General features: G+C 44.6%; 21 protein-coding genes. 10 read left to right on the forward strand and 11 right to left on the reverse strand.

Features of this window, described 5'->3' with window-relative positions; translation table 11 throughout:
* Together phnE and VX941_07715 are read left to right on the forward strand one after the other, a co-directional pair.
* Entirely contained in the window at positions 1–1,563 is a 1,563-nt protein-coding gene (gene phnE, locus VX941_07710; GenBank protein MEE2933295.1) for a phosphonate ABC transporter, permease protein PhnE, read from the forward strand.
* A gap of 32 nt (positions 1,564–1,595) precedes the next feature.
* The gene (locus VX941_07715) at positions 1,596–2,528 is read left to right on the forward strand and encodes a DMT family transporter (protein ID MEE2933296.1); all 933 of its coding nucleotides are present in this window, start codon (positions 1,596–1,598) and stop codon (positions 2,526–2,528) included.
* Between the two features lie 6 nt (positions 2,529–2,534).
* On the opposite strand, the gene VX941_07720 is transcribed toward VX941_07715, so the two are convergent.
* Complete coding sequence (locus VX941_07720) at positions 2,535–3,551, reverse strand: polyprenyl synthetase family protein (GenBank protein MEE2933297.1); 1,017 nt, start codon at positions 3,549–3,551, stop codon at positions 2,535–2,537.
* A 131-nt stretch (positions 3,552–3,682) separates the two neighbouring features.
* Here VX941_07720 and VX941_07725 point away from each other — a divergent pair, with 131 nt between their 5' ends.
* The 5 genes from VX941_07725 to ppdK all read left to right on the forward strand — a co-directional run bounded on the left by VX941_07725 (position 3,683) and on the right by ppdK (position 11,487).
* Positions 3,683–4,636: a DUF2007 domain-containing protein gene (locus VX941_07725; protein ID MEE2933298.1), complete on the forward strand. Its 954-nt coding sequence runs from the start codon at positions 3,683–3,685 to the stop codon at positions 4,634–4,636.
* A gap of 78 nt (positions 4,637–4,714) precedes the next feature.
* On the forward strand, positions 4,715–5,593 hold the full coding sequence (locus tag VX941_07730; GenBank protein ID MEE2933299.1) for a S49 family peptidase: 879 nt from the start codon (positions 4,715–4,717) through the stop codon (positions 5,591–5,593).
* Positions 5,594–5,874: 281 nt separating this feature from the next.
* On the forward strand, positions 5,875–6,747 hold the full coding sequence (locus tag VX941_07735; GenBank protein ID MEE2933300.1) for a glycine--tRNA ligase subunit alpha: 873 nt from the start codon (positions 5,875–5,877) through the stop codon (positions 6,745–6,747).
* Positions 6,740–8,818 (forward strand): glycine--tRNA ligase subunit beta, encoded by a 2,079-nt coding sequence (gene glyS, locus VX941_07740; GenBank protein ID MEE2933301.1) that lies wholly within the window; start codon positions 6,740–6,742, stop codon positions 8,816–8,818. The genes VX941_07735 and glyS overlap by 8 nt, the downstream gene beginning before the upstream one ends.
* 5 nt (positions 8,819–8,823) lie before the next feature.
* The gene (gene ppdK / locus VX941_07745; GenBank protein ID MEE2933302.1) at positions 8,824–11,487 is read left to right on the forward strand and encodes a pyruvate, phosphate dikinase; all 2,664 of its coding nucleotides are present in this window, start codon (positions 8,824–8,826) and stop codon (positions 11,485–11,487) included.
* A gap of 72 nt (positions 11,488–11,559) precedes the next feature.
* Here ppdK and asnB read toward each other — a convergent pair whose 3' ends face one another.
* The 4 genes from asnB to VX941_07765 are packed head-to-tail and all read right to left on the reverse strand — an operon-like array spanning position 11,560 to position 15,908.
* Positions 11,560–13,329 carry an asparagine synthase (glutamine-hydrolyzing) gene (asnB, locus tag VX941_07750; protein ID MEE2933303.1) on the reverse strand — a complete coding sequence of 590 codons (1,770 nt, stop codon included), beginning with the start codon at positions 13,327–13,329 and terminating at the stop codon, positions 11,560–11,562.
* Positions 13,329–14,354: a glycosyltransferase gene (locus tag VX941_07755; protein MEE2933304.1), complete on the reverse strand. Its 1,026-nt coding sequence runs from the start codon at positions 14,352–14,354 to the stop codon at positions 13,329–13,331. Before VX941_07755 ends, asnB begins: the two co-directional genes overlap by 1 nt.
* Complete coding sequence (locus VX941_07760; protein ID MEE2933305.1) at positions 14,351–15,115, reverse strand: glycosyltransferase family 2 protein; 765 nt, start codon at positions 15,113–15,115, stop codon at positions 14,351–14,353. The genes VX941_07755 and VX941_07760 overlap by 4 nt, the downstream gene beginning before the upstream one ends.
* Positions 15,108–15,908 carry a glycosyltransferase family 9 protein gene (locus tag VX941_07765; GenBank protein ID MEE2933306.1) on the reverse strand — a complete coding sequence of 267 codons (801 nt, stop codon included), beginning with the start codon at positions 15,906–15,908 and terminating at the stop codon, positions 15,108–15,110. The genes VX941_07760 and VX941_07765 overlap by 8 nt, the downstream gene beginning before the upstream one ends.
* Positions 15,909–16,162: 254 nt before the next feature.
* Between VX941_07765 and VX941_07770 the strand changes: the two genes are divergently transcribed.
* Positions 16,163–17,053 (forward strand): folate-binding protein, encoded by an 891-nt coding sequence (locus tag VX941_07770; protein ID MEE2933307.1) that lies wholly within the window; start codon positions 16,163–16,165, stop codon positions 17,051–17,053.
* 169 nt (positions 17,054–17,222) lie between these two features.
* On the opposite strand, the gene VX941_07775 is transcribed toward VX941_07770, so the two are convergent.
* Positions 17,223–18,329, reverse strand: coding sequence for a M48 family metallopeptidase (locus VX941_07775; protein ID MEE2933308.1), 1,107 nt, complete (start codon positions 18,327–18,329; stop codon positions 17,223–17,225).
* Positions 18,319–19,509 carry a DUF898 family protein gene (locus VX941_07780; protein MEE2933309.1) on the reverse strand — a complete coding sequence of 397 codons (1,191 nt, stop codon included), beginning with the start codon at positions 19,507–19,509 and terminating at the stop codon, positions 18,319–18,321. Before VX941_07780 ends, VX941_07775 begins: the two co-directional genes overlap by 11 nt.
* A gap of 183 nt (positions 19,510–19,692) precedes the next feature.
* On the opposite strand from VX941_07780, the gene VX941_07785 reads away from it, so the two are divergent.
* A complete protein-coding gene (locus VX941_07785) occupies positions 19,693–20,691 on the forward strand; it encodes an MDR family oxidoreductase (protein ID MEE2933310.1) in 999 nt (332 codons plus the stop codon).
* On the opposite strand, the gene VX941_07790 is transcribed toward VX941_07785, so the two are convergent.
* From VX941_07790 to VX941_07800, 3 genes are all read right to left on the reverse strand, one after another.
* The gene (locus VX941_07790; protein ID MEE2933311.1) at positions 20,688–21,644 is read right to left on the reverse strand and encodes a D-2-hydroxyacid dehydrogenase family protein; all 957 of its coding nucleotides are present in this window, start codon (positions 21,642–21,644) and stop codon (positions 20,688–20,690) included. The genes VX941_07785 and VX941_07790 overlap by 4 nt on opposite strands.
* A 98-nt stretch (positions 21,645–21,742) precedes the next feature.
* Positions 21,743–22,282, reverse strand: coding sequence for a hypothetical protein (locus tag VX941_07795; GenBank protein ID MEE2933312.1), 540 nt, complete (start codon positions 22,280–22,282; stop codon positions 21,743–21,745).
* A 228-nt stretch (positions 22,283–22,510) separates the two neighbouring features.
* On the reverse strand, positions 22,511–23,377 hold the full coding sequence (locus tag VX941_07800; GenBank protein MEE2933313.1) for a DMT family transporter: 867 nt from the start codon (positions 23,375–23,377) through the stop codon (positions 22,511–22,513).
* Positions 23,378–23,686: 309 nt separating this feature from the next.
* Here VX941_07800 and VX941_07805 point away from each other — a divergent pair, with 309 nt between their 5' ends.
* Positions 23,687–24,535: a TauD/TfdA family dioxygenase gene (locus VX941_07805; GenBank protein ID MEE2933314.1), complete on the forward strand. Its 849-nt coding sequence runs from the start codon at positions 23,687–23,689 to the stop codon at positions 24,533–24,535.
* 180 nt (positions 24,536–24,715) lie between these two features.
* On the opposite strand, the gene VX941_07810 is transcribed toward VX941_07805, so the two are convergent.
* Positions 24,716–25,498: a TorF family putative porin gene (locus tag VX941_07810; protein ID MEE2933315.1), complete on the reverse strand. Its 783-nt coding sequence runs from the start codon at positions 25,496–25,498 to the stop codon at positions 24,716–24,718.
* Between the last annotated feature and the right edge of the window lie 208 nt (positions 25,499–25,706).

The following is a 25,706-nucleotide window of genomic DNA, read 5'->3' on the forward strand; positions in this document are numbered from 1 at the left end:
GTGAATAAATGCGTTCAAGACTCAGGCACAACATTGACTTTGGCAATTGCTCCTGCCAGTGACCATCCCGGTGGTCTCGATCTTGGAACGTTGGTTGATTATTTGTCTAAAGAAACTGGGGTTTCCATCCTTTTAAAACGGTGTAGTGATTATGCGGAAGCGATCGAAATGCTTTGCAATGGATCCGCACAGATAGGCTGGCTAGGTCCCTATGCATTAAGGGAAGCTGCGGGTCGTGATGGTACGGTAGAGGCATTTGCCGTGGGCATACCCAAGGGTAAAAATAGCCCGAATTATCATTCACTCTTTATTGTAAAATCGACCAGTAAAATGCACATGCTCGCTGATGTAAGAAATTCCATTATTGGAGTCGGAGATGAATTTTCCACAAGTGGTCGAGAGGTGCCCCGTCGCGAACTTGCTGAAATTGGTATCGATCTTGGTAATGAGAGCGCCTTTGCCAAGGTCGTCACAATGGACAATCACGATACCGCAATCCGAGCCGTTATGGACGGAGAGGTCGATGTTGCGGCAGTGAGTTCTATTAATCTTGAGGCGATGGTAGTTGATGGTTCAGTAAGTCCCAGTGAGTTTCGAATAATCCACCAGTCTACAAATATACCTGGTGCTCCACTGGTTTATACCAGCAAGCTGCCTTCCCATTTGAAACAAAGACTCAAAGAATTAGTCCTTGATGCTCATAACCATTTTCAAGTAGGTGGGTACGGAGGGCTTATCGACCGTTACGTTGATCCCGTTGAAAGTCATCGAAATCACCTCAAAAAACGCTTACGACCTCAGTGGGGGTGGCGCACAATTGTGGGGATTTTTGCATTCATATCAGTCTATGCTCTGGTTTTTATAGATTTGGAGGTCGATCTTGCTCAGTTAATTAGTCAATCAATTATGTATATTTCTGACGTCTTAGGCAGAATGTTACCGCCTGATTTCTCAAACTTTAGAGAGCTCATGAGCGCAATGGTTGAAACTGTCGAGATAGCAATGCTCGGGACGCTACTGGCCATAATACTCTCTATTCCCATAGGCTTATTGTCTGCCCGCAATATTGCACCGAACTATTTCCTATACTTCGTTGCGCGCACTGTAACGGTTTTTTTTCGTGCCATACCTGAATTTATTATGGCAATGATACTGGTTATTGCAATTGGTTTCGGTGCAATGCCAGGAGTAATAGCCCTCGGTTTCCATACAATGGGGTTTCTAGCCAAATTTTACGCTGAGGCTATCGAACATATAGATGAAAATCCTATACAAGCACTTGACTCAATGGGAGCATCGAAGGGCCAAGTCCTTGCTTTTGCTGTCGCTCCCCAAGTTATGCCGGCGTTCATTGGTCATAATCTCTATATCCTTGATCGTAATATCCGTATGGCAACGATGCTTGGGATAGTTGGTGCGGGGGGTATTGGATATGAATTACAGTCTGCGTTTCGCATGTTTGAATACGATCGTGTCTCCGCAATAATAATTGTAATTTTCGCGACAATATTCTTAATAGATATGATTTCGTCTCACGTCCGCGCAAAAATTATGCAGGTTTAAAAGACATTATTACGTTGTGGTGTTGAGTTAGTATGAAAGGAAAATTTACCAAACATGGTCGCACCGCAATGCCTGTTTTATCGTCCCAGCTGCGAGGAATCTCATTCTTAGTGATATCAGGAGCGATACTATCTTTTACCGATGGATTGGCAAAACTTTTGGCTGGCACATTGGTGATTGGCGAAATAATTTTTTTCAGAGCCTGTTTTGTTTTCGTCCCAATTTTAATTATTATCGGTTGGCGCGGCGGTTTCTCCACTCTCCGGGTTTATAGTTGGAGATCTCAGTTATGTCGTGCAGCGTGTGTAATTGTGACGACCTATCTATTTCTGGCTGCTACCCGCCATTTGCCACTTGCTGATGCGATAGCAATTCTTTTTGCTTCTCCTATTTTTATAACCGCCATGGCGCCCTTCGCACTTGGTGAGGATGTCGGCTGGCGGCGATGGTCTGCAGTTTTTGTGGGGTTTATAGGCGTATTATTAATGGTTCGTCCCGGTAGTAATCCATTTGCTGTTTCGGCTTTGTTAGCACTAGGTGCAACTTTTTGTTTATCTGTACGCGATATAATTACTCGTGCGATGTCGGGGCGCGAATCAACTAGTGCTATCATGCTAGTCTCGACTGGATGCATACTTTTGAGTGGTTTGGCAAGCTGGCCCATCGGCTATCTAATCCCCGGCATTGGTGAATGGCGTATGCCGACGACACGAGAGTTTTGGCTTCTTGCAATGACGGGAATTCTGCAGGGGGTCGGGCAGTATTTTATGGTCACGGCTTTCCTATTAGCTGAGGCTGTTGTGGTTGTGCCTTTTCGATATTTCTCACTGATTTTCGCAACGCTGTTCGGTTATTTGATATTCGGAGACATACCCAGCCTCACTATGCTTGCTGGTGCCATTGTAGTCGTGGGAAGCGGGCTCTATATATTTCAGAGAGAGGTTAGGTTTATGAAGAAAACCTAAAACTATTCAATTCAGACGATGTACCGCGAAGTTGACCATTTCTAATAACGCATCCTTTATCGGACAATCGTGAAAAATTCCAAGAGAATCACGAGCAATAGCACCGTAGTGGCGCGCACGGTCAACAGTGTCCAGCAGTGAATTATGCTTATTCATAAGTGTTTTTGCATATGTTAGGTCTTGTTCTGTCTGATTTAGCTCTTCCAATGTGCGCTGCCAAAATAAACGTTCCTCAACATTTCCTCGTCGCCAAGCCAGAATAACTGGTAGCGTAATTTTCCCCTCACGAAAGTCGTCGCCAATTGTTTTTCCAAGGTCGTCTTCTTCTGCAGCATAATCAAGGACGTCATCTATAAGTTGAAATGCAATACCTAAATTCATTCCAAAGCTCTCTAAAGCCTGCTCCTCCGCCGTAGGACGTTCGGCTACAACGGCACCAACACTTGCTGCCGCAGCGAAAAGGGTTGCCGTTTTTGCTCGGATCACTCTGAGGTAAGCCTCTTCACTGGTTTCAGTGTCATTGGTGGTCATTAGCTGCATGACCTCCCCCTCAGCAATAACCGCAGAAGCGTTAGAAAGTATTTTCAATACTCTCAAAGACCCATCACTAACCATTATCTGGAATGCACGCGAAAAAAGAAAATCCCCAACAAGCACGGAAGATTGATTGCCCCAAACGGCATTAGCGCTGTCTTTTCCTCTCCTCAACCGAGACTCATCTACGACATCATCATGTAGTAATGTTGCGGTGTGAATAAACTCAACACATGTTGCAAGTCCGATGTGGCGATCTCCCTGATAACCGCATAGATTTGCCGCCGCAAGGGTTAAAAGTGGCCTTAGGCGCTTACCACCTGATGCAACAATGTGTCCAGCAAGCTGGGGAATGAGAGAGACGGGGCTGTGCATGCTTTCAACTATCAATTGATTGACACGATGTAAGTCATCACCCAAAAGAGCAAGAATGGACTCGAGAGATGGAGTGTCCGACAACGGTTTTCGCGTGATGCCGAGGTTTATGATATTTCCCAACTAATCTTGCCTTTCACTAGAAGCATATTGTCTAAGTGTAAAGCACACCAACATAGAGTACCTTTCCTCACGGTCAAGCTAGACGAATTGTCTCACTAAATGCTTGTAAAGGAGCAAAACACATGCGGGAAATATTGCGCACCAATGATGTTGTTTACATCTCATGGGTTACCAGAATTCTCGCGGATTCCGGGATTAAGCTTTTCACCTTAGACGAACATATGAGCGTCTTAGAGGGATCTGCGGGTGCGATCTCAAGGAGATTGATGGTAGCCGACAGTGAATTTAGACAAGCCCGGGAATTGATTGAGATGGCTGAGCGAGAACGGGCATCTGAACCGATACCGGATTATATTTTAGGCGGCCGTCTCTTGCTTTGCCAGCCGAAAGAAGGTTTTCGCGCAGGCATTGAACCCATTATACTGGCCGCTGCTGTTCCAAGTAGTGCATCGGGGCAGGTGCTCGAATTGGGATGTGGTGTGGGGACTGCCACGTTATGTTACGCATCTCGGGTTGCAGACAGTTCAGTGACAGCGGTTGAAAAGCAATCGGAATTGGCAAGATTGGCTTCAGACAACGTTGCCAAAAATCACTTTACCGGACGAATCAGAATTATCAACGAGGATATAATACTTCTTCATAAGACATTGACACCTTGTAGTTTTTACCATGTGATGGCTAATCCACCCTTTGTTGAGGAGGAGCGGGCTGATCCAAAAATGCATCCGATGAGGTGGGGTAGCCATGTCGAGGGCAGCGCGAAATTAGCGGATTGGGTATCCGTTGCTCGTAAGTTGCTTAAACCGAAGGGTACTTTCAACGTCATTTACGATGCAGGCCGGATAGACGATTTAATCGCTTTATTGAAGGTTGGGTTTGGCGGTATAACGATATTTCCATTATGGCCTTCAGTACAAGAGAAAGGCCAAGACGCTAAGCGTGTTTTGGTGCAGGCGCGCAAAGGCGTAAAGAGCCCTGCACGTATTGCCCGCGGTTTGGTTTTACATGATATTAATGGTTCCTTCACGGTGGCGGCAGCAAATATACTTGAACGCGGGTCTGCGTTGGCTTTGTAGAGATTCCCTGCAACTTAATTCTGGGTTTATTCTTTGGGGCACTTGCCGAAGGATTTTAATAGCATTAGGTGGATCGATATGGAAAAAAAACAAAAAGCTATGAGAAAAAAATCGAAAAGAAAGTCAGTTGGTAGGTCCTTTTTTGATTACTTCAGGCGTTGTCCACAGATTGCGGTATTACGTCTTTCAGGGATTATAGGTGAGGGTGGTGTGGGTCGCAGGAATGGCCTAACTTTGGCTGACCTTGAAAGCACAATTGAAGCAGCTTTTGAGGTGCCGAGGCTCCGAGCTGTTGCACTTATTATAAATTCCCCAGGCGGATCTCCGGTCCAATCAGCGTTAATTGCAGAATATGTTCAAGCCTTAGCAAAACAAAAGAAGGTAAAGGTGTACGCTTTCTGTGACGATGTTGCGGCATCCGGAGGATATTGGCTCGCTTGTGCAGCTGATGAGATATATGCAAATGGTGCTTCGGTAGTCGGGTCTATTGGTGTTATCACAGCCAGCTTTGGATTTGATAAATTTATTAAACGCATAGGTATTGAGCGACGCGTTTATACGGCCGGAAAAAACAAGCGTCGGCTCGATCCTTTCCTTCCGGAGAATGAGAATGACGTGAAATATTTGCGAGTGCTGCAAAAAGATCTGCATGAACAATTTAAGGAATATGTGCGCCAGCGTCGTGGCAAAAGACTCAAGGGTACGTCACGTGTCATATTCAACGGCGATTTTTGGAGTGGTTTAAAGGCCGTCGAACTTGGTTTAATAGACGGTGTTGGCGAAATGCGAAGTATACTCAAAAAGAAATATGGAGAAGATGTTCGTTTTAGTTTAATTGAGGAGAAAAAAAGCTTCCTAGCAAAGCGCTTTGGCATTAGGAAAAATGCTACGGGGTGGGCAGACGAATTGCTGCTGGCGCTCGAAGAGCGGGCGCTGTGGAGTAGATATGGTCTCTAGTTGTTTATTGTTTTAAGCGATAGTTAGCTTCGTGAGGCTTGGCCGAAAAAAAAAGCATATGGTAAATACTAGAAATCAAACAATAGCAAGTTGCGTTATCCTAGAAAGATAAAAAATGTTGGGTTTGGGCTGGGTTCGTATGCATGCTAGCTTTAATGATATCATTGTGATTGATATGGCACTCATTGGTCAATGCTGTATTTACCCTTAATTTTTGGGGGTCTAAATTGGGTTACCAAATGCCTTGCCACAAGGTAATTCTCTAGAGTATGGCTTTATAAATGTCCCAGGAAAATTCTTTTCAAACTCTTATCCTTAAACTCCATGAATTTTGGGCATCCAAGGGTTGTGTAATTTTGCAGCCTTACGATATGGAAGTTGGGGCAGGCACATTTCATCCTGCGACGACACTGCGTGCATTAGGACCAGAGCCTTGGAAAGTAGTTTATGTTCAGCCTTCCCGCCGGCCAACCGACGGCCGATATGGAGACAATCCCAACCGGTTGCAGCACTATTACCAGTATCAAGTGATACTGAAACCCTCGCCGATTGAAAGTCAGGAGCTATATTTAGAAAGTCTATCGGCAATTGGCATCGATATAAATCAACACGATATTCGGTTTGTTGAGGACGACTGGGAGAGTCCAACGCTGGGTGCATGGGGTCTTGGATGGGAAATATGGTGTGATGGAATGGAGGTGAGCCAATTTACTTATTTCCAGCAGGTAGGCGGTTTTGACTGTAAGCCTGTTTGTACAGAAATCACATATGGGCTTGAACGATTGGCTATGCACGTTCAAGGGATTGAGAATGTATATAGTCTTGATTTCAACGGAGAGGGGGTGCGTTATGGAGATATTTTTCGGACGGCGGAAAAGCAATATTCCACTTATAATTTTGAGTGTGCGAACACTGAAATATTATTGCAGCATTTCTGTGACGCCGAAAAAGAATGTAAAAGTTTGACTGCACGAGAATTACCACTGCCTGCTTACGATCATTGTTTAAAGGCAAGCCATACATTCAATTTGCTCGATGCTCGCGGTGTGATTAGCGTTACAGAGAGGCAATCTTATATTTTGCGAGTGCGTTCGCTCGCAAAAGCGTGTTGTAGAAGCTGGTTGATTGACCAGGGGCACCTGGTCGATGGCTGAACTGCTTCTGGAAATTCTTTGCCAAGAAATACCGTCTAGGATGCAGAGCAAAGCTTGTGAAGATTTGAAGCAGTCAATCTGCCGTGGTCTTAAAGACCATGGTTTAGAGTTTACTTGTATTGAGGCTTACGTAACACCTCGGCGCCTAACTGTTATGGTAGATGGCATGCTCGAAACCCAGCCGGATATTCGTGAAGAACGACGCGGGCCACGCATTGATGCACCAAAACGGGCTATTGATGGTTTTCTCAGTAGCAATGGTATTCAAACTGTTGAAGAATGCGAACAGCGTGAAACGGAAAAAGGTACATTTTTGTTCGCCATCTTGGAACAAGGAGGCCTTCCTACAATTGATATTTTGCCAAAATTAATAACTGATTCGATAGAGCGTATTACATGGCCGAAGTCAATGCGATGGGGTGAAAATTTATTCCGTTGGGTTCGCCCTATTCATTCATTAATGGCTTTATTTAATGGAATCCCAGTCAAAGGTGCACTTGATTTGCAGGGGGAGAAAATACCTTTTGGAACGGTCACCTCCGGCCATCGTTTTATGGCTCCTAATTCTTTTGAGGTAAAAGGCTTTGACGATTACTGCGAAAAACTTAAAGATGGATTCGTTATCCTCGATCCTGACGAACGCAAAAGGAAGATAAAAAAACAATTATCCGAGCTTGCTAGAAAAGCTGGTTTGCATGTCAAAGAGGACAATCAACTCCTGTCGGAGGTTGCTGGCCTTGTGGAATGGCCTGTTCCACTAATCGGTGATATTGATACTGCATTTATGTCTTTGCCGCCTGAAGTTCTCACAACAGCTATCAGAACACACCTAAAGTATTTTCTTTTTGAGACATCTTCAGGTGACCTTGCACCCCATTTTGCTACGGTTGCCAATATCATGACCAAAGATCAAGGACGCGGAATAATTACAGGTAATGAGCGTGTTCTAAGGGCTAGACTGTCAGATGCATGTTTTTTTTGGGACAAGGACCGGGAAAACACACTTGCTAGTCGCGTCCCAGCACTTAGTGAGATTACTTTTCATGATAAGCTTGGGTCATTGACTGAAAAAGTTGAACGCATGCAACATCTTGCAGACGTATTGGCACTACATTTCGGTGCAGCAAACGCTTCAGATATAAAAAATGCCATACGTCTTTGTAAAACCGATCTTGTTACTCAAATGGTCGGTGAATTTCCGGAATTGCAAGGAAAAATGGGTCGATACTATGCGCTTAATGACGGGGAAAGCGATCAAGTCGCTGAAGCCATAGCCAATCACTATCGTCCACAGGGGCGTGGTGACACTTGTCCTTCGGCGCCGGTCTCTATCACTGTAGGCTTAGCAGATAGACTTGATACTTTAGCGGGTTTCTGGGCCATTGATGACAAGCCCACTGGATCGAAGGACCCATATGCACTCCGACGAGCTGCGCTCGGAACCATTCGACTCATCGTTGAAAATGAATTGAGGATACCATTACGTCCAGTTTTTGTTGCAGCGCTCAAAGCGCAAAATATAAATTGTGAGATATTCACTGTAGCACATGATTTACTGAGTTTTTTCGTAGATCGATTGAAGGTGCACCTGCGGGAGGAAGGCGTCCGCCACGATCTCATCTCAGCCATTTTTGCACTCGGGGACGAAGACGATTTGGTCCGATTACTTAGACGAGTTGATGCACTTGCTGAATTCGTTAATAGTGATGATGGAGAAAATTTGTTGGTCGCTTTTAATAGAGCCGCTAATATTCTCACAATCGAGGAAAAACGAGATGGTAGAGAATTTAGTGCGGACATAGATGCAACGGCTTTCGTGCAAGACGAGGAAAAAGAACTCGCAGCGGCCCTAGTAAAGGCGAGAGATGACACCGACGCTGCACTATCTAAAGAAGACTATGTTTCGGCTATGCGCGCGATGGCAGCATTGCGCACACCTGTTGATAATTTTTTCAATAATGTCACAGTCAATACGAATGACACAGCATTACGTATCAATCGCTTAAAGTTGCTTTCAGGGATTCGTCAAACTACGCGTGCTGTTGCTGATTTCAAACAAATTGGGGGGTAATTTGGATGAATAGATGGGTTTACAGTTTCGGTGCAAGTGAAACTGCGGGCGATGCTAGTATGCGTGATTTACTTGGCGGTAAAGGAGCGAACTTGGCTGAGATGTCCAAGCTTGGATTGCCGGTACCTCCAGGATTTTCGATTACCACAGAAGTTTGCACACATTTTTATTTGAATGATAATGCCTATCCAGACACTTTGAAGCAGCAGGTTAATGAAGCATTATGCTTGATTGAATCCGAGGTGGGCTGCAAATTTGGTGACCCACAAAACCCATTACTGGTATCGGTAAGATCAGGTGCCCGGGTCTCGATGCCAGGCATGATGGATACCGTGTTAAATCTCGGCCTTAATAAAATTACTGTAGAGGGCCTGGCTCAGAAAAGTGATGATGCTCGATTTGCCTACGATAGTTATCGCCGATTTATTCAAATGTATGGTGATGTCGTCCTCGGCATTGACCATTACAATTTTGAAGAGATTTTGGATTTAAAAAAAGATGAGGCCGGAGTAACCCTCGATACAGAATTGTCGTCAGATGATTTGAAGTCTTTAATAGAGGCATATGAAGAAAAAGTTTCTAGTGTGACTGGCAAACCTTTTCCTCAAGATCCAGTGGAACAGCTTTGGGGCGCGATTGGAGCTGTTTTTTCAAGCTGGATGGTTCCACGTGCGGTCACATACCGAAAACTCAATGATATTCCCGAGGATTGGGGCACTGCGGTTAATATTCAGGCTATGGTTTTCGGTAATATGGGGGAAAATTGTGCAACTGGTGTCGCCTTTACTCGCGATCCGTCAACGGGCGAAAATATATTTTACGGTGAATATCTTGTTAACGCTCAGGGAGAGGATGTTGTTGCCGGCATTCGTACACCACAGCATTTGACAAAAGAGGGTAGGGAATCAAATGAGTCCGGCTTGCCAAGCATGGAAGAGGTCATGCCAAAAGTTTTTGACCAACTCAAAGGTATTCGTAGAACTCTTGAACAACATTATACTGACATGCAGGACATAGAATTTACGGTGCAGCAAGGGAAGCTGTATATGCTCCAAACTCGGGCTGGTAAAAGGACAACGGCTGCCGCTTTGAAAATAGCTGTTGATATGGTGGATGAAGGGTTAATCAGTAGTCAGACAGCTGTATCGCGAATCGAGCCATCATCACTAGACCAACTCTTACATCCCACTCTTGATCCAGATGCAAATAGAGAAATAGTTGCACGTGGCCTTCCGGCATCACCGGGCGCGGCATCTGGTAAGGTCGTTTTCGATGCTGATGAGGCTGAACGGATATCGGCAAGAGGCGAGCAAGTTATTCTTGTGCGAATTGAAACAAGTCCGGAGGATATCCACGGTATGCATGCCGCTGTTGGTATCTTAACAACTCGGGGGGGTATGACAAGTCACGCGGCTGTTGTTGCGCGTGGGATGGGGAGGCCCTGTGTGGCTGGCGCGGGTGAACTGCGAGTTGATTATAAAGCTAAAACTATTACCGCCCGTGATGTTGTGATTGAGGAAGGTGAAGAGATTACGTTGGATGGAGCTAGTGGTGACGTGATGGTTGGACGCGTTGCTACAATCCAACCAGAAATGTCTGATAATTTTCAACGCCTTATGAAATGGGCTGACGATATTCGCTGTCTCAAAGTCAGAACCAATGCGGAAACACCTACAGAGTGTCGTATAGCTCGCGAATTTGGAGCGGAAGGTGTTGGCCTTTGCAGAACTGAGCACATGTTCTTTGAATCAGATCGTATAATTGCTATGCGTGAGATGATAGTCAGCAATAATCTTGAGCAACGTCGTGCTGCTCTTGGTAAACTACTTCCTATGCAAAAGGCAGATTTTCAAGATATTTTTCGTATTATGAAAGGCCTGCCCATAACAATCCGGCTGCTTGATCCCCCGTTGCATGAGTTTTTACCTAAAACCGATGAAGAGATTAGAGAAGTTGCAGAGGCTGCAGGTGTTGCGGCCGATGACGTTCGCCGTCGAGCCGCTCAGTTAGAAGAAGCTAATCCTATGTTGGGGCATCGAGGGTGTCGTTTAGGGGTCACCTATCCTGAAATTTCAGAGATGCAAGCGCGTGCAATTTTTGAAGCCGCTTTAAGTGTTAAAGATGAGCTTGGCGAAGTAGTGCAATTAGAAATTATGGTGCCGCTAGTGGCAACCGGTAGAGAAATTGAGATTATCAAAAAAGTGATAGATAGGGTTGCTAATGATATTGAGGAAGAAACAGGTGATACTCTTAAATATATGGTCGGAACGATGATTGAATTACCTCGAGCAGCATTATGTGCGTCTGAAATAGCTAAGAATGCGAGTTTTTTCAGCTTTGGAACCAATGATTTGACACAAACGGCGTTTGGTCTCAGTCGTGATGATGCTGGCTCATTTAGCCAGGAGTACGAGGAGCAGGGTGTGTTCTCAGTTGATCCATTTGTAACTTTGGATACAGAGGGTGTTGGGGAATTAGTGCGCATGGCTGCTGAACGGGGAAGGTCTGTTAGGCCTGATATAAAGCTTGGTATATGCGGTGAACACGGAGGAGACCCTTCATCAATACAGTTTTGCGCAGAGATTGGTCTAGATTACGTATCTTGTTCACCTTTCAGGGTTCCCATAGCACGGCTGGCTTCGGCCCAAGCTGCTATTTTGCAGAAGTAGAAAATGAACAAGATTTGTCCCAGCTATAATCAGAGAAGAGTTCCATAAATACGGCATAATAGTTGTATTGAATCATAGCTGGGTATTTGCAGAGAGTACTTCGAATACATCCCCATCAGGCCTTAAGCCCTCCACGTGCCGCCTATGCCAGAGTGCATAGAATAAAAGCGTCCAAGCTGCAAAACCTGCATGTTTATCATTGGACTTAAATATGCGTATGACTTCGGTTGGATTGCAGATTTGCTGAATTGCAGGCAGTCTTGCTACAAGCGGCCCAAGTGTTTCACCGCGTGAGCTTATCCAATAAGCTACGGGTACGGTGAAACCCCTTTTACGTGAAAATGGTTCGGCCTTGGGTAAAATTTTGCTTAACCATTGGCGCAAAATCCACTTCCCCCTCCCATTTGAGATCTTCAATGAGTCTTTGAGTAAGAAAACCATCGCTGCCACTTTTTGGTCGAGAAATGGCGTACGTCCCTCCAGTCCATGCGACATCAAGCAACGATCAAGTTTTGTAAGGAGATCATTGGGCAGCCAATCGCGACAGTCTGTGGCCTGTGCAATTTGAAGTTTGCTGCGGGGGCTTGTTGATCCACTTGCTTCCATAGACGCTATGGAGTCTCTCCACGCATGAGGCGCCTTTCTAAGAACTTTAAGTCTATCAAAAGTACCGCGCTCACGAATTGTTCGCCCGCCACGCCACCAAGGTCGCAGCAGTCGGCGATAGCGCCCATAACCCGCAAATAGTTCATCGCCTCCCTCTCCGGATAGAACCACCTTTAATTCTTGGGAAGCGACACTTGCTAATTTCCAAGTAGGTAAAATTGCATAGTCTGCTGCCGGGTCATCCATAGCAGCTGCTATCGTTGGAAGACTTCTCCAAAAATCTGCCTCGCTAAAAGCAACTTCAGTGTGGATCGAACCAACTGAGTCAGCAAGCTCACGCGCGTGTTCACGTTCATCCGAAACTCCAGAGAATGTAAAGCCAATGGTGAATGTCTGCACCGGTTTTTCATTAAGTTTGGCCATAAGAGCGAGAATTGCAGAGGAATCAATTCCCCCCGACAAGAATAAGCCGTACGGTACATCAGAGCGTTGGTGAACAGAAACGCTTTCCTCTAGGACCGCATCAAGCGCCTCAATAGCGGCTCCTATCGGCTGATCGGTGGTGGGCCCATCAGGTAGGGGTGGAAGATAAGTGCGCTCTATTATTCTACCTCTCCGAATGACAAGTGTCTCTCCCGGTTTAACTCTCTCAACACCCTTATAAATAGTAGAATCACCGCAGGTAAACTGCATTTGGAGTAATTCATCCAAACGGTTTTCATCAATTTCAGGGGTAAGTAATCCTGCAGCAAAAAAAGCTTGTGGTTCTGACGCAAAAGCAAACCCCTTTTTTGTCTCGGCATAATAAAGCGGTTTAATTCCAAATGGATCGCGCGTTAAAACTAATTTCTCTTGCGCAGGGTCGTGAAGGGCTATCGAATACATGCCACGTAAATTGCGCGCAAAATCTATTCCATCGCGATGGTAAAGTAATAATGGTGGTTCACAATCGGAACGCGTTTTAAAAACCTTTGGACCGAACTCTTTCCGTAGTTCAAGATAATTATATACTTCACCATTTGCGATAAGAGCTGTGCCAGCAGAGTCGTAAAGTGGCTGATCACCTGTTTCTAGGTCGATGATAGCAAGCCGCCGTTGCACCATACCAACATTGCCTACGACATGGCGGCCTTCGCCGTCAGGGCCTCGATGGGCAAGTGCTGACGCAAACGCATCCAATACCGATTTGGCTGGGGGTTTGCCATTGAATGTCATCAAGCCAGCAATTCCACACATTATCTTGTAACCAATGTAAAAAAGTTGCGGTAGAGCGAGGTAACTCGCTCTTCAGTAAAATTTTTATCATATGTTCGGAAACCTTGTTCAGCCAGCTCCGTCGCGTGATCCTCTGAGGAAAGCACCGACTGAATCGAAGTAGATAGCGCAGATGCGTTATTGATGGGGCTCAAGAGCCCATTAAGCCCTGTTTGTATGAGAGCCTTGGGGCCAGTCGCCTCGGTGGCTACGACTGGTTTTTTCTGAGCCCATGCCTCCAGCACAACATTGCCGAGAGGCTCAACGCGCGATGAGCAGACTAGCAAATCACAACTAGCAAGTAAGTTATTTGTATCAGAACGCCAGCCAAGAAATTTTACGCGATCAGAAATGCCCAACTGTTTAGCCAAGGTCTTTAGTGCTTGTTGTTCTGGTCCCTCTCCAGCAATCCATAAATAAGCACGAGGCACCGAGACCAAAGCTTCCAATAATACATCGAAGGCTTTATTTGAGTGCAACCGCCCCAGAGCGAGTAGCAGTGGTACATCGGATGGCGTATTCAACATTGATCGATCGATGGCTTCTCCAGGGGTCCCGTCAACAAAATTTGGCAAATAATGAATCTGGCTTTCTGGCCAACCCAAACCTGCAATATATTGACAGATATGTTCAGTGTTGGCGACTAAGTGATCACACTTGTTATAATATTTGAGGTCATAGTAGCCTCCGAGGCGGCCAATAATTAAATATTTTCCCGGAGTACAAAAATTAGCGGCACGGCTCATCCACGCAAAAATGACATCCGGTGCATATTCGTCGGCCTGTCGCTTGAGCCGCCTTCTTGTTGTCCGATCAAAAATGCTTCCAAAGCGATAAATTTCGAACGGTATTCCTGCGTCATTTAGAATTCTTTCACGTTTGCCATTGGTTCTAATGGCAGCTGTTTGACTCACTCCAGTTTGAGCCAATGCTGGCAGTAGTCGTGAGAAAAACTCTTCCGCACCACCAACGCGGGCCCCTGCCATAGCGTGCAGAATGCGTATCAACTCTTTTCCAATCGTGCTTTTAAGTACGAGAGTACTGGATAGAGGCCTGCGAATAAAGCGTTGAGGAAACCGTAGGGGCCTTCTTTGTAGCCTTGTCGGCTTACGTAGCATTTCCAAAACCTGGAAAACATACGTCTGATGTTATGGCCGAATGATCCTATGTTACAGGATGATCGAAGATCTGCCGCTCTAGCTGTGGTGTAACGGTCAAGCCGTTGGATCATGTCTGAAATATTTTTATCTACGAAATGGATCATACGATTTTCAAGTTCCTTTTTAGGGCCTTTTAATTCAAGTGAGGGGTGGATGCGCTGGGATCCCCAACGCTTGTGCCCTTTTCGAAACAACCTCGGTGCAGCGCTGACACCCCATGAAGCTCCCCAGCCATAGCGAACCCTCGTCTCACCTATATAATTGTCAAATGGAATGAGGAAATATCCTGCTTCCGTGTGTTCAATTGCCTCCTTTATCTCATCAGCAAGTAGGGTAGAGACTCTTTCATCGCTATCAACCTCCAGAATCCAATCACTATCGCAGGCTTGAATTCCCGCGTTTCTTCTATCACCTTCCAAGTCCCAGTTACCCTCAATAAGGTGCTCTGTGAAACTGGATGCGATAAGTTTGGAATCGTCGGTGCACTTATCAAGTACAACCACCAGCTGATCCGCGAATGATAGTCGTTTGAGGCATTCAGCAAGCTGTGTTTCTTCATTGTGAGCAACAACCAAAGCAGAGATGCTTTTTTGCTTAGCATTATCCATCTTGCATCCCTTTCACTTGATTCCATAATTTCACAAGAGCATCTTCAACCACTTTTACATGCAATCCATCCATTAAAGTATCTGTTGTGCGATGATTGTAACCAGAAGTGCCGGTAAGTTCCTCAAAACTCTGTGGGGTTCTGACCCATCTACAGTGACTGCCCCAAGGGCCATAGAGCGTTTCGCGACTAGGTCCAAAAAGTCCGAGAGTTGGTATTCCAGTCGCAGCCGCCATATGCATTAATCCGGAGTCATTTCCTACAAAAAGCGAACATCGTTCCAGACATGCCGCTAAAGTCAACAAGCTGGTGGTCCCAACTAGATCGATGCGCTGGTCAGATGGGAGTGCTGCCAGAACTGGGTCTGCCTGTTGACGTTCATCTGCCGAACCTAAAACTGCTACCGCTGCCCTAGGAAGTAAACCGTCCTGTGCAATAATTCGGGATACCAAGGCTGCGAAGTTTTCTGCACGCCATTGCTTGCCACGCCAGTTTGCTGCTGGTGCAACCGCGAGGATTGGGCCACAATCTGGTAGTAATGTTACAGCTTTTGTGCGCTCCTGGGAAGTGATCCAAATTCGTGGTGCCGGCGGTTTTTCTTCAAGTTCTACGATACGGGCTATGAATTTCACCCGGTGGCATTGGTCATCTGGTTTCGGAATCAAATGATGTTTTCTGTTCATTAGAAAATAACCCAGCGCCGATCGTCGTAAATCTACTATGATATCCCAACGAGTTGTAAAAACCTGCCTCCAAAGTGTGAGCCAATGGGAAGAAAGAGGCTTTTTCTCCATAATGATGCACCGCTCTAAGCCAGGAGCGCGGGAGAATATTGGCGCAGGGATTGGCCCCGTAGCCACTGTGATAGCTGCTTTCGGATACGTGTTAGCGAAGTGACCTAGCAAACCCGTGGATAATATGGCATCGCCAAGTCTATTTGCGGTTATGAATAGAATACGCATTGCAGATGATTATAGTAGGGAATACCCTCGTGTTATAGTTTGATCAATTGTTAAATGCCCCTGTGTGAAATGGCTAGGACGAAATAATGGTTTCATTCAGTATACTTCAAGATAGAGGTTTGCTTACTGTTGGTGGTGCAGATCGTTCAAGTTTTTTACAGGGACTAATTTCAAACGATATTAATAGGGTAACTCCAGATTGCGCTATCTGGTCTGCATTACTCACTCCTCAAGGTAAGTACTTGTATGACTTTTTCATAACAGAATTTGAAGGGCGGTATTTGCTAGATTGCGAAGCATCACGTTTGATGGATCTTGGGCGGCGATTGAGCAAATATAAATTGCGAGCTTCGGTAGATCTAGGTAAAGAGGAAGGCATGGTGGTTCTTGCTGTCTATGGCACCGGAGTTTGTGAATGTTTTGGTTTAACTGAAAATCCTGGAGAGGTCGCAGCATTTCGCGATGGCATCGCCTTTGTTGATCCGCGGCTCGCTGATATGGGTGTGAGAACTTTTTTAGGGAAAAAATCCGCTAAGGCAGCACTAGGATCAATAGATTTGGAAGAAGTATCGGCTGAGAACTACGATACATTCAGGCTCGGCCTTGGTATCCCAGATGGTAGCCGAGATATGATTGTCGAAAAATCTATTTTGCTTGAGAGCAACTTTGAAGAACTTAATGGGGTTGATTGGGAAAAGGGTTGCTATATGGGCCAGGAATTAACTGCTCGGACAAAATACCGTGGGTTATTAAAGAAACGTATGGTGCCTGTAGATATTGAAGGTCATGAGCCTTCACTTGGGGCAGCTATTTTTTGCGATAAACGGCAGGTTGGAGAGATGCGCAGTGCCCGCTCAGGACTCGGAATTGCCCTGATGAGATTAGAATACTTGGAACGAGCAATAACAGGAGAGATTAAGCTTGTTTCCGAGGGCTCAATTATTACTCCGCGAAAACCGAAGTGGGCTAATTTTTAGGTGTAACAGATCGTAACCGACTCTTGTTCAGAGTTCTTCTCGGTAAGTGGCGTTTGGCGTAAAATATAGAGATTGATACTCTCAATGACCCGATAAACTGAGATTAGATACCTGACGAAATATAAATTTTTATTTTGCTTTTGATGTGGTGGGCAAAATAAGTTTTTTGTCATCCGCAAATTGTTCGTAACGCGTCCCATTCTGCGCTGCTTAAAGCTGGGTTATAACGTGGCACGGATTTTGGCCGGATTGCGTCAATTCGATCTTGCAAATTTGGGTGAGAAGCAAAGTACTTAAAGATCCCAGTATTTTTTTTCATTCCCTCTGATTTTAACTTTTCAAAAAAAGTTACAAAACCAGCATTATCAATACCCGCCTTCGTTAACATGCTGGTAGCTCGGGAGTCTGCATCTGCTTCGTTCTTTCGTGAATACGACGAGGTTGCCAGTTGGAGTGCGATGCCAGATGCAAGATCTCCAGTGGCACCAGAAAATCCAGTGAGCGCACTTATAAGAATTGACCATCCATGAGCATGTATTAGGGCTTTTGTTGGGTGGCGCTCTATTACATGTCCTATCTCATGGGCCAGCACACCGGCAACTTCTTCTGGAGTGTCGGCTTTTGTTATGAGCCCACTCAGTAATACCACGTTACCGCCAGGAGCGGCAAAAGCATTGACAGTGTCGCTTTTCAATACTCGGACTTTAAGGCTGTATGGCGTTTCAATAGTCTTCTCCAGACGATATTTGAGCTTTCTAAGGGCGGCAATACCTTTCGGATTAGTACAATAATCAGCCTCTGGCCCGAGTATATCGGTCACTATGCTTATTACTTGGTCTCCAAGTCCCTCTTCCCAATGCATTGGGATCATATCTGCCAAAGGACCAGCAAGCCGGGGAAGTCCGTAGGTTGCAAAACCTATTGTACAAGTGAGCAAAATTCCGACTGAGATCAAAAGTATCTTGGTCTTGATGGGGTGTGGCGGACGTGTCAGGTTCCGTGCATTTTTGCGCAAAACTTCGCCGGCCGCTGGGTCGTCAATGGTGAGCCTTGCTCCTAGTATAGATCGATTAAGGATACGAATAGGACGATTATGAGCAATTTCTTCTGCTAACCCGATGTCACGCCACGCCCATTCTGCAGTTGGAAAAGAACCCTTACCCTCAATTTGAATCCCGAACCCCGTCAAAATAATTTCAGCGGGATATGCGGCGGCTGTAACACCATCGTTATATTGGGCTTTGAACTGTGTCTTTTCAGTTATCTTAGAAAGCATCTATATTGAGCGCGTCTGCAAGGCCTTCGCCCGACTTTGGTTTATCCTGCTGGCTTTGGAACAGTTTCTCAGGTGAAAAAGAGCCAGAAAGGCTTAGGCTGTTAAATATTTTAGTTAGGTGTCTATGCATTAGAATTATCGGCATAAAGAGATAAAAAGCAGTAAAGATTATTATCGCATACGCTTGGCCTGCCAGCTCATTACTCATAAAAATAGCAACCATGAGTAAGACCAAACTGCCAAAAATCATATAGAAAAATAAAGGAAGATAGATTTGAATAATATTCCACGTTGTTAGGTTCGATTGAGCGGACATCCCTTCAAATTTTATTGAACTGCAGAAATGGCGAATTGAGACTGCTTTATACCAAACTGTTGTGATAGGCAGCAAACAAAAGAAGATGAGCGGCATTAACAGGTAACGCAGAAATTCCAACGAGTGAATATGCTGCACATCTTGAGAAAGGGATGCAACCACTGCTGAAACGTGTGGCTCTACCGCGGTGTATATAAGCAGCGCCAAAATAATTGTGGTGCTTAAACAAATTACCCAAGCACGTAGTAGAGTACGCACGTTTGCGCCGAATTCGAAACTAACCCCGCCAAAGGCGGCATTCTCTATTCGATATTTAAGCAGCTTCACTTGCATATAGGGGTAGGCTAAACCCAACGATATAAACATCAAAAACGTGCAGAGTATCGCTTGATTTGCGTATGTCACAGAGGAACCCTTCAATTCGGAGCAAATACCCCGCCAGCTGGTTCGGCTTAATCGATAGCGTTGGGCACGATAGACTGCGATGTGTGAAAGATAAAAAAATAAAAGCCCAAGGACACCTTGTGCCAATGCAGGTCCGAATGTAATCCCATAGCCTAAGAGAATTATCGGCAATAAAAAACTGCAAAATCCGATCGGAACCAAGATACAAACTATGATAAGAAAGCCGACGAATAACTCCATGCCCGTGCCGCTGTATTCCAATGGTTGTCCCAAAAGAGACATGCGGCTCCATAAATAGCGCCGTATGTTTGTTTTGCCCCAAAATCTATAAATGCCAAATGTGATTAGTGAGAGCATTGAATTAAGTAGAACGAGTGGCAAGAGCTCCCGAAGTCTTCCCTCATAGAAAAGGGCAAGATTTTGATGCGATTCGTCTAGCCGGCTTGCTTCTTTTTTCATTTTTCTGACTTTTCTGTGACTTTCGTGGAACCAACAAAACTTCTTATCTGGCACGCATTTTCAACTCACGGTTATACACTGATCTTTTGACATTAGAAATTTGCATGAGACGTTTCCCATGGTTCCGAAAATATATTTTCTAGAGTACTTTTACTTAACCTTTAGCTTATAGGAGCTACCAATATGTCCAAGGAAACATTTCCAGCACTGTTATTGAAAGAGAAAAATGGTGAAGTTGTTAATGAAATAACTGATCTATGTTTAAACGACCTGCCAGAGGGCGAGGTTACGATTAAAGTTGAGTATTCTACTGTTAACTACAAAGATGGTATGGTGGTGAATGGTCTTGGCCGCTTGGTCCGGAATTATCCGCATGTGCCCGGTATTGACCTTGCTGGCATTGTCGAAATCTCAAATGACGACCGTTATAAGGCTGGAGACAAAGTTATTCTGACTGGCTGGCATGTTGGAGAGCGTTATTGGGGGGGATATTCTGCGAAAGTCAAGGTTCAAGGAGACTGGCTTGTCCCTCTACCAAAAAAATTATCAACAAAACATGCAATGGCAATCGGTACTGCCGGCTTCACCTCGATGTTGTGTATTTCGGCCCTAGAGAAGCAGGGCCTCAAGATGGGTAACGGACCTGTTTTGGTAACCGGTGCGTCAGGTGGTGTTGGCTCAATTGCGATCGCTATACTCTCTAATCTTGGTTATGAGGTTTGCGCCTCCACAGGTAAAATTGATGAACATGAGTTCTTAGAATCCATAGGAGCCGCAGAGATATTACCGAGAGAAGAATTGGCTGGTGACGCTAAAGCGCCACTAAACAGTGAACGTTGGGCGGGTGTTGTGGATACTGTTGGCGCCAATACACTGGCTAATGTACTGTCTCAAATAAAATATGGCTGTTCTGTTGCTGCCTGTGGTCTTGCAGGTGGTTCCAAATTGGATACGACGGTCATTCCATTTTTGTTGCGAGGTGTTAACCTTTTAGGGATTGACTCTGTGGTACAGCCATACGATGTGCGCTGCGCTACGTGGAAGCGTATTGCTAGTGACCTTCCTTTGGAGAGGCTCGATACTTTGACACAGATCATTTCGCTAAGTGATGTGCCCAAAGCGGCCACAGATATCTTAAATGGCAGTGTGAAGGGACGATTGCTTGTTGATTTTTCGATCTAATCCGGTGCTGCTAAAACCCTGATTGGTTCGTCATCAAGAAACTGCATAATATTTTCGACAACGTCCGCATAATGCTTTTCATGATTTTCAGTTGTAACGTAGCCGATGTGAGGGGTGAGAATAACATTCGCAAGCTTTCTAAACCTATCTGTGGCTGCGAGCGGCTCGGACATGTAAACATCCAGTCCGGCTCCTGCGATTTGATTGGTCTCAAGTGCTATATACAAAGCATCTTGGTCAATGATTGGGGCGCGTGAGGTATTTACTATGTAAGCACTCTTTTTCATCGCCGCTAGCTCTTTCGCGCCGATCATGCCGCGGCTACGTTCACTCATGCCGTAATGTATGGTAATAATATCGGCCTGAGCAAATAGTTGCTCTTTAGAAACTTTTACAACGCCGATCTCATGCGCACGTTCGTCAGTTAAATTTTGGCTCCACGCCTCTACATACATGTCAAAGGCAATTCCAACTTTTGCCATCCGCGCACCTAAATTTCCTAGACCCACGATACCCAGTGTTTTATTAGCAAGATTAAAACCTGGTTTAGTCTGCCATCCACCCGTCCGCATAGATTCGAGCTGCCCGGGAATATCTCGCATCAAACTTATAATAAGCCCCCAAGCAAGTTCTGATGTTGGGGATCCAACTCCCCCTGTACAACATACGGTAATACCGTATTCTGCAGCGGCCTCTAGATCGAAAGATTTATTTCGGCCTCCTGTGGTAATTAATAGTTGAAGATTTGGAAGTTGTTTTAGTGTTGAGCGCGGAAAAGGAGTCCGCTCACGCATCCCAACAATAATTTCAAAATCATGAAGAGCTTCTATTATATTTTGCTCATTTTTTAGGTGTTCGTTAAAGACAGAAATTTCTGCTCTTTTATTGACTTGTGACCAATCCGCAAATTCTAAAGCTTTATTAAAGTAATCGTCGAGGATAGCTACGCGCATAACATTTTTTACCTTAAAAAATTAATGTAAAAGCATTGGGCAGGGTATGGGCCGTGAAGGCATGCCTACAAATGCCATCAATTAAAAATTGACTTTGACTAAGCGATTATATCTAAAACTGACCCGCGTGGTGGCGCCCCAGAATTACCCGCGATGGTTTTGCCATCGGGCGAAGTAATCTCAGCGTTCCCATTAGAGCTGTTATTGTTACTGCTAAAGTGTAAGTTAGATTGATTGCCGACTGTATTAATTTCAGCGGTGCCCAGCGATAAATCTTGTCTACTACTATCTGAGGCTTCTGTGACTTGGACTGAACCGGATCCACCATTTGCAATTTCGGGATTATTCTGTTGATCTTGGCCAACTTCTTGAAGCGACATAAGAGCTTCTGCTGCTGCCCTCCTCGACTGCATTGCGACTAATGCTTCAGTATCGGCTGTTTCGACTGCACGTCGCTCCTCGCCCTTGACCATGCGAAGCCCGTTATCTCTGTCCGGATCACTGTATTTCGCAGTAACCCGGATGCCATCGTAGGTTTGACGGTCGGGTGCGCCGTTTATCTGACCTCTGGTACGTTGATTGTTACTATCGCGGAAAGCAGAATTAACCCCGTTAACGGAATTTGATGCAATCTGCATTGAGCCTATGTCTGCCATAAGATTAAAGTGGGGTATTTTGGGAAAATTTTCAAGCTTCTTTATTTCTATTTAAAAAGTTTTAATAAATAACTTTGTAGTTTCGTGTAGTAAAAAACATTTATTATGAAATTAAAGATAAAAATATATACATAATATTTTATTTTACTTATATAAATACAAGTATTGTATAAAAATAATTTGTCTATACACAATATATCGGCAAAAAAATTAAATATTATCGCTTTTTTTTGCGACTGCCACGTATGTGGCGCTAGCACATATCATCGTTGCGCCGAACCACACGAATGCATCAGGCACTTCGTTAAACATCACGTAACCGAGAATTGCAGTCCAGATCAACCGCATAAAGTCCAATGGCATTACCGTCTGTGCATCTGATCTTCCAAGCGCTTCGGTAAGTGAGTACTGACCTAAGGTTCCTAAAGCAGCAATGATAAAAAGATAGGCGAACTGGGAGATGGTTGGGGTTTGCCAAAAAATTAGTGCTGTTGGAAATGACATAATCGCTAACAACAGGGCCATATAAGCAGTTATAGTCATACTGCTTTCAGTCCGCGCTAATAACTTAATTATGACTAATGTGCCCCCCCATATAAGTGCCGAAATTATTATCCATAATGCACCCACGTCAGTAAAACCAAAGCCAGGCCTGAGTATAATCAAAGCGCCTAGGAAGCCGATGCACATGGCTAAGAGCTTTGTGAAGCTAACGCGTTCTTTGAGAAATAAAATTGCCAGCATAACAGCGAATAAGGGGGCAGTGAACGCCAGAGCTGTAGCTTCGGCGAGCGGTGTGAGGCTCAAGCCAACATAAAAAAAGGCCATTGCCATTACATTTAATCCAGCGCGTATACCATGAAGACCGAGGCGAGCAGTGCGGAAAGTGTTAATTCCATTTTTTAACAAGAACGGTGAGATCACTAGCAATCCAAAGGCATTACGAAAGAAAACAACCACCATTGGCTCAAGCTCTTGGGTTATGTCACGTATGCTGGCATTCATAATAGCAAAGCTAATAGTCGAGACCAGCATAAGAAAGGCGGCATGAGATTTAAAGTCGGGGCGACGAGCCATGAGTTTCTGTACGAGTGAATTTTGAGAGGGCTGATTTTTTTAAATTCCATCCTTCACATAGTGGCATGCCAGAATTAAAAATAAAAAATCGGAGTGATTGACCTTATGCCAGTTGTGTTGGATATTTTATGGTATGCCGTTGAGTAAAGTTGCAGAAAATTTGGGTTTTGATTGACATAAAAATTAATTTTGGTGAAAAATTGCTATTTTCGGCCAAGAGACTTTTGTCTTGCTGGGAATAGCATATCTAATCGTCAATGTAGAGCCGATTCATCCAAGCTAACTATAAAGTTTTAAAGGAATATATAAATGGTCGCAGTAAAAACCAATGATTATAAAAAAATTATTGCTAAGCCATTTGCCCCTAACTTAGGTGCGGAAATCTACAAAGTTGACCTAAGTAAGCCGATTTCTGACGAGCAATTTGAAGAAATCCACCATGCGTTCTTACGTTATCAGGTGTTATTTTTTAAAGACCAAAAAGTTATACCGCCAGAAATACATGTCGAGTTTGGCAAAAGATTTGGTGAGCTCCATACACATCCTGCAGCGCCTACAATGGATGGACATCCGGAAGTTTTTGAGATTCATGCAACAAAGAACTCAAAAATTGCTAACGGTGAATTCTGGCACTCGGACGTATCTTGCGATGAGGAGCCTCCTTTAGGCACGATGTTGCAGATTCATATTTTACCCGAGTGTGGCGGTGACACCATGTTTAACAATATGTATTCGGCGTACGAGGCGTTATCCCAGCCAATAAAAACTATGATAGATAATCTAACAGCATTACACAGCTCAGAACATATTTATAAGGGACGATATGCCGATAGAGGCCAAAAAGATGCCGATATAGACTGCCCGGAAGCTATTCATCCAATTGTAAGAACTCATCCCGAAACCGGGAAAAAGGGGCTCTTTGTTAATCGGACCTTTACAACTCGAATCAATGAACTGTCTGACGACGAGAGCAATGTTTTATTAGAGCTGTTATTTCAGCAAGGCGAACACATTAATCATCAAATAAGATTTCGATGGTCAAAAAATGATATGGCTTTCTGGGATAATCGCTGTTGCATGCATCGCGCTATTTGGGACTACTGGCCTGAAGAAAGGAAAGGTCGAAGGGTTACAATAAAAGGCGACAAACCAGCATAAAATTACCAGTGCACATACCCCCCCCAATTTAAGCACACGATGGCTGAGTATGATCGGATTACGTGCTGATCCTTTTATATGGTATATCCTATCTTCGGAAAAATCGCCCAGAAAAAAGGAAGCTGCGTTAACGTCGCAGCCTCCTATCATCCAGTCAGCGAAGCAAAAACTTTGTCCAAGTTAGAATGATTTTGATATCGAGAAAATACCGCGTGTATCGCAGTTACCAACGCCACCGCAATCATCGGTATCGTTCATATCGTTTGCAACATATTTTCCTGAGAGTGTGAATCCGCGGATGTCGCGACTAAGCGCGATGGACCAGTCGGTGAAATCAACCCCAGCCTCTCGTTCAAAACTTCCTGTCCCGACTGTACCATCCAAAGTAAATTTGTAAGGTAGCGGTACGCTAACACTTGCGCCGAAATAATGGAATTCCCCCGCATTCACTGTGTAATCAGGAGAATATGTGTATGATATGCCAAGAGACGCAAAGCCAAAATCATACCCTAGACCGCCAGCGTACTCCACATAATCATTACCGGACCCACTCGTGTCGGGGTAGATATACCAAATTGTATAGAAATCAATAGAAACGCCATTTATTTCGGTGTTGATACCCGGCGTCAAATTCATTTCGATCTGAGAATCATCAGTGCTGCCGAAATTCACGTTGGAACCCCAAACACTCGTGTACAAATTAATTGGAATGGGCGATTTAAATTGGTCTTGCAATCCAAGCGAGTAGCCAAACGAACCTTGAATGGCAGGGCTGGCTCCTGTCTGTGAAACTCCCCGGAATGCATAATCGCTGGCTAAAGATACATCTGATGAGAATTCCCCAGGAATTTGGTTAAAAAAAGCGTCTATCGGATCTGAGTCTTTTTTGTGGCCACCGGCAAAGGCAATGCTACTCAAAGCTACCAATCCGGATGCGAGTACTGCTAAAATTTTAGTGCGCATGTCCTACGTCCTTGCGTGAATTTATGTTTCGCTAACAATTTTTATTGGATTTTATTGATAACCCTAAACTAGTATTCTGCCAAAACATAAAAAGCATCCAAAACGGTGATTTGGAACGATTTTTAAAGGTGTGGTAAATCTGCAATAGTGCTCAAATTTGCTCAATTTCTTGGCATTTTGACTAAAAAATATGCTATACTATGTTTGG

Source organism: Pseudomonadota bacterium (genome assembly GCA_036339585.1).
Classification (GTDB): domain Bacteria; phylum Pseudomonadota; class Alphaproteobacteria; order UBA8366; family UBA8366; genus UBA8366.

What these genes read in the sequence shown, in the direction of transcription:
- VX941_07735 (MEE2933300.1), top strand. Translation starts at nt 5,875, where the DNA reads ATGTCCCAGGAAAATTCTTTTCAAACTCTTATCCTTAAACTCCATGAA.
- glyS (MEE2933301.1), top strand. Translation starts at nt 6,740, where the DNA reads ATGGCTGAACTGCTTCTGGAAATTCTTTGCCAAGAAATACCGTCTAGG.
- VX941_07725 (MEE2933298.1), top strand. Translation starts at nt 3,683, where the DNA reads ATGCGGGAAATATTGCGCACCAATGATGTTGTTTACATCTCATGGGTT.
- ppdK (MEE2933302.1), top strand. Translation starts at nt 8,824, where the DNA reads ATGAATAGATGGGTTTACAGTTTCGGTGCAAGTGAAACTGCGGGCGAT.
- VX941_07810 (MEE2933315.1), bottom strand. Translation starts at nt 25,498, where the DNA reads ATGCGCACTAAAATTTTAGCAGTACTCGCATCCGGATTGGTAGCTTTG.
- VX941_07760 (MEE2933305.1), bottom strand. Translation starts at nt 15,115, where the DNA reads ATGGATAATGCTAAGCAAAAAAGCATCTCTGCTTTGGTTGTTGCTCAC.
- VX941_07795 (MEE2933312.1), bottom strand. Translation starts at nt 22,282, where the DNA reads ATGCAGATTGCATCAAATTCCGTTAACGGGGTTAATTCTGCTTTCCGC.
- VX941_07715 (MEE2933296.1), top strand. Translation starts at nt 1,596, where the DNA reads ATGAAAGGAAAATTTACCAAACATGGTCGCACCGCAATGCCTGTTTTA.
- VX941_07730 (MEE2933299.1), top strand. Translation starts at nt 4,715, where the DNA reads ATGGAAAAAAAACAAAAAGCTATGAGAAAAAAATCGAAAAGAAAGTCA.
- VX941_07765 (MEE2933306.1), bottom strand. Translation starts at nt 15,908, where the DNA reads ATGGAGAAAAAGCCTCTTTCTTCCCATTGGCTCACACTTTGGAGGCAG.
- VX941_07800 (MEE2933313.1), bottom strand. Translation starts at nt 23,377, where the DNA reads ATGGCTCGTCGCCCCGACTTTAAATCTCATGCCGCCTTTCTTATGCTG.
- VX941_07790 (MEE2933311.1), bottom strand. Translation starts at nt 21,644, where the DNA reads ATGCGCGTAGCTATCCTCGACGATTACTTTAATAAAGCTTTAGAATTT.
- VX941_07780 (MEE2933309.1), bottom strand. Translation starts at nt 19,509, where the DNA reads ATGAAAAAAGAAGCAAGCCGGCTAGACGAATCGCATCAAAATCTTGCC.
- VX941_07805 (MEE2933314.1), top strand. Translation starts at nt 23,687, where the DNA reads ATGGTCGCAGTAAAAACCAATGATTATAAAAAAATTATTGCTAAGCCA.
- VX941_07775 (MEE2933308.1), bottom strand. Translation starts at nt 18,329, where the DNA reads ATGCTTTCTAAGATAACTGAAAAGACACAGTTCAAAGCCCAATATAAC.
- asnB (MEE2933303.1), bottom strand. Translation starts at nt 13,329, where the DNA reads ATGTGTGGAATTGCTGGCTTGATGACATTCAATGGCAAACCCCCAGCC.
- VX941_07770 (MEE2933307.1), top strand. Translation starts at nt 16,163, where the DNA reads ATGGTTTCATTCAGTATACTTCAAGATAGAGGTTTGCTTACTGTTGGT.
- VX941_07785 (MEE2933310.1), top strand. Translation starts at nt 19,693, where the DNA reads ATGTCCAAGGAAACATTTCCAGCACTGTTATTGAAAGAGAAAAATGGT.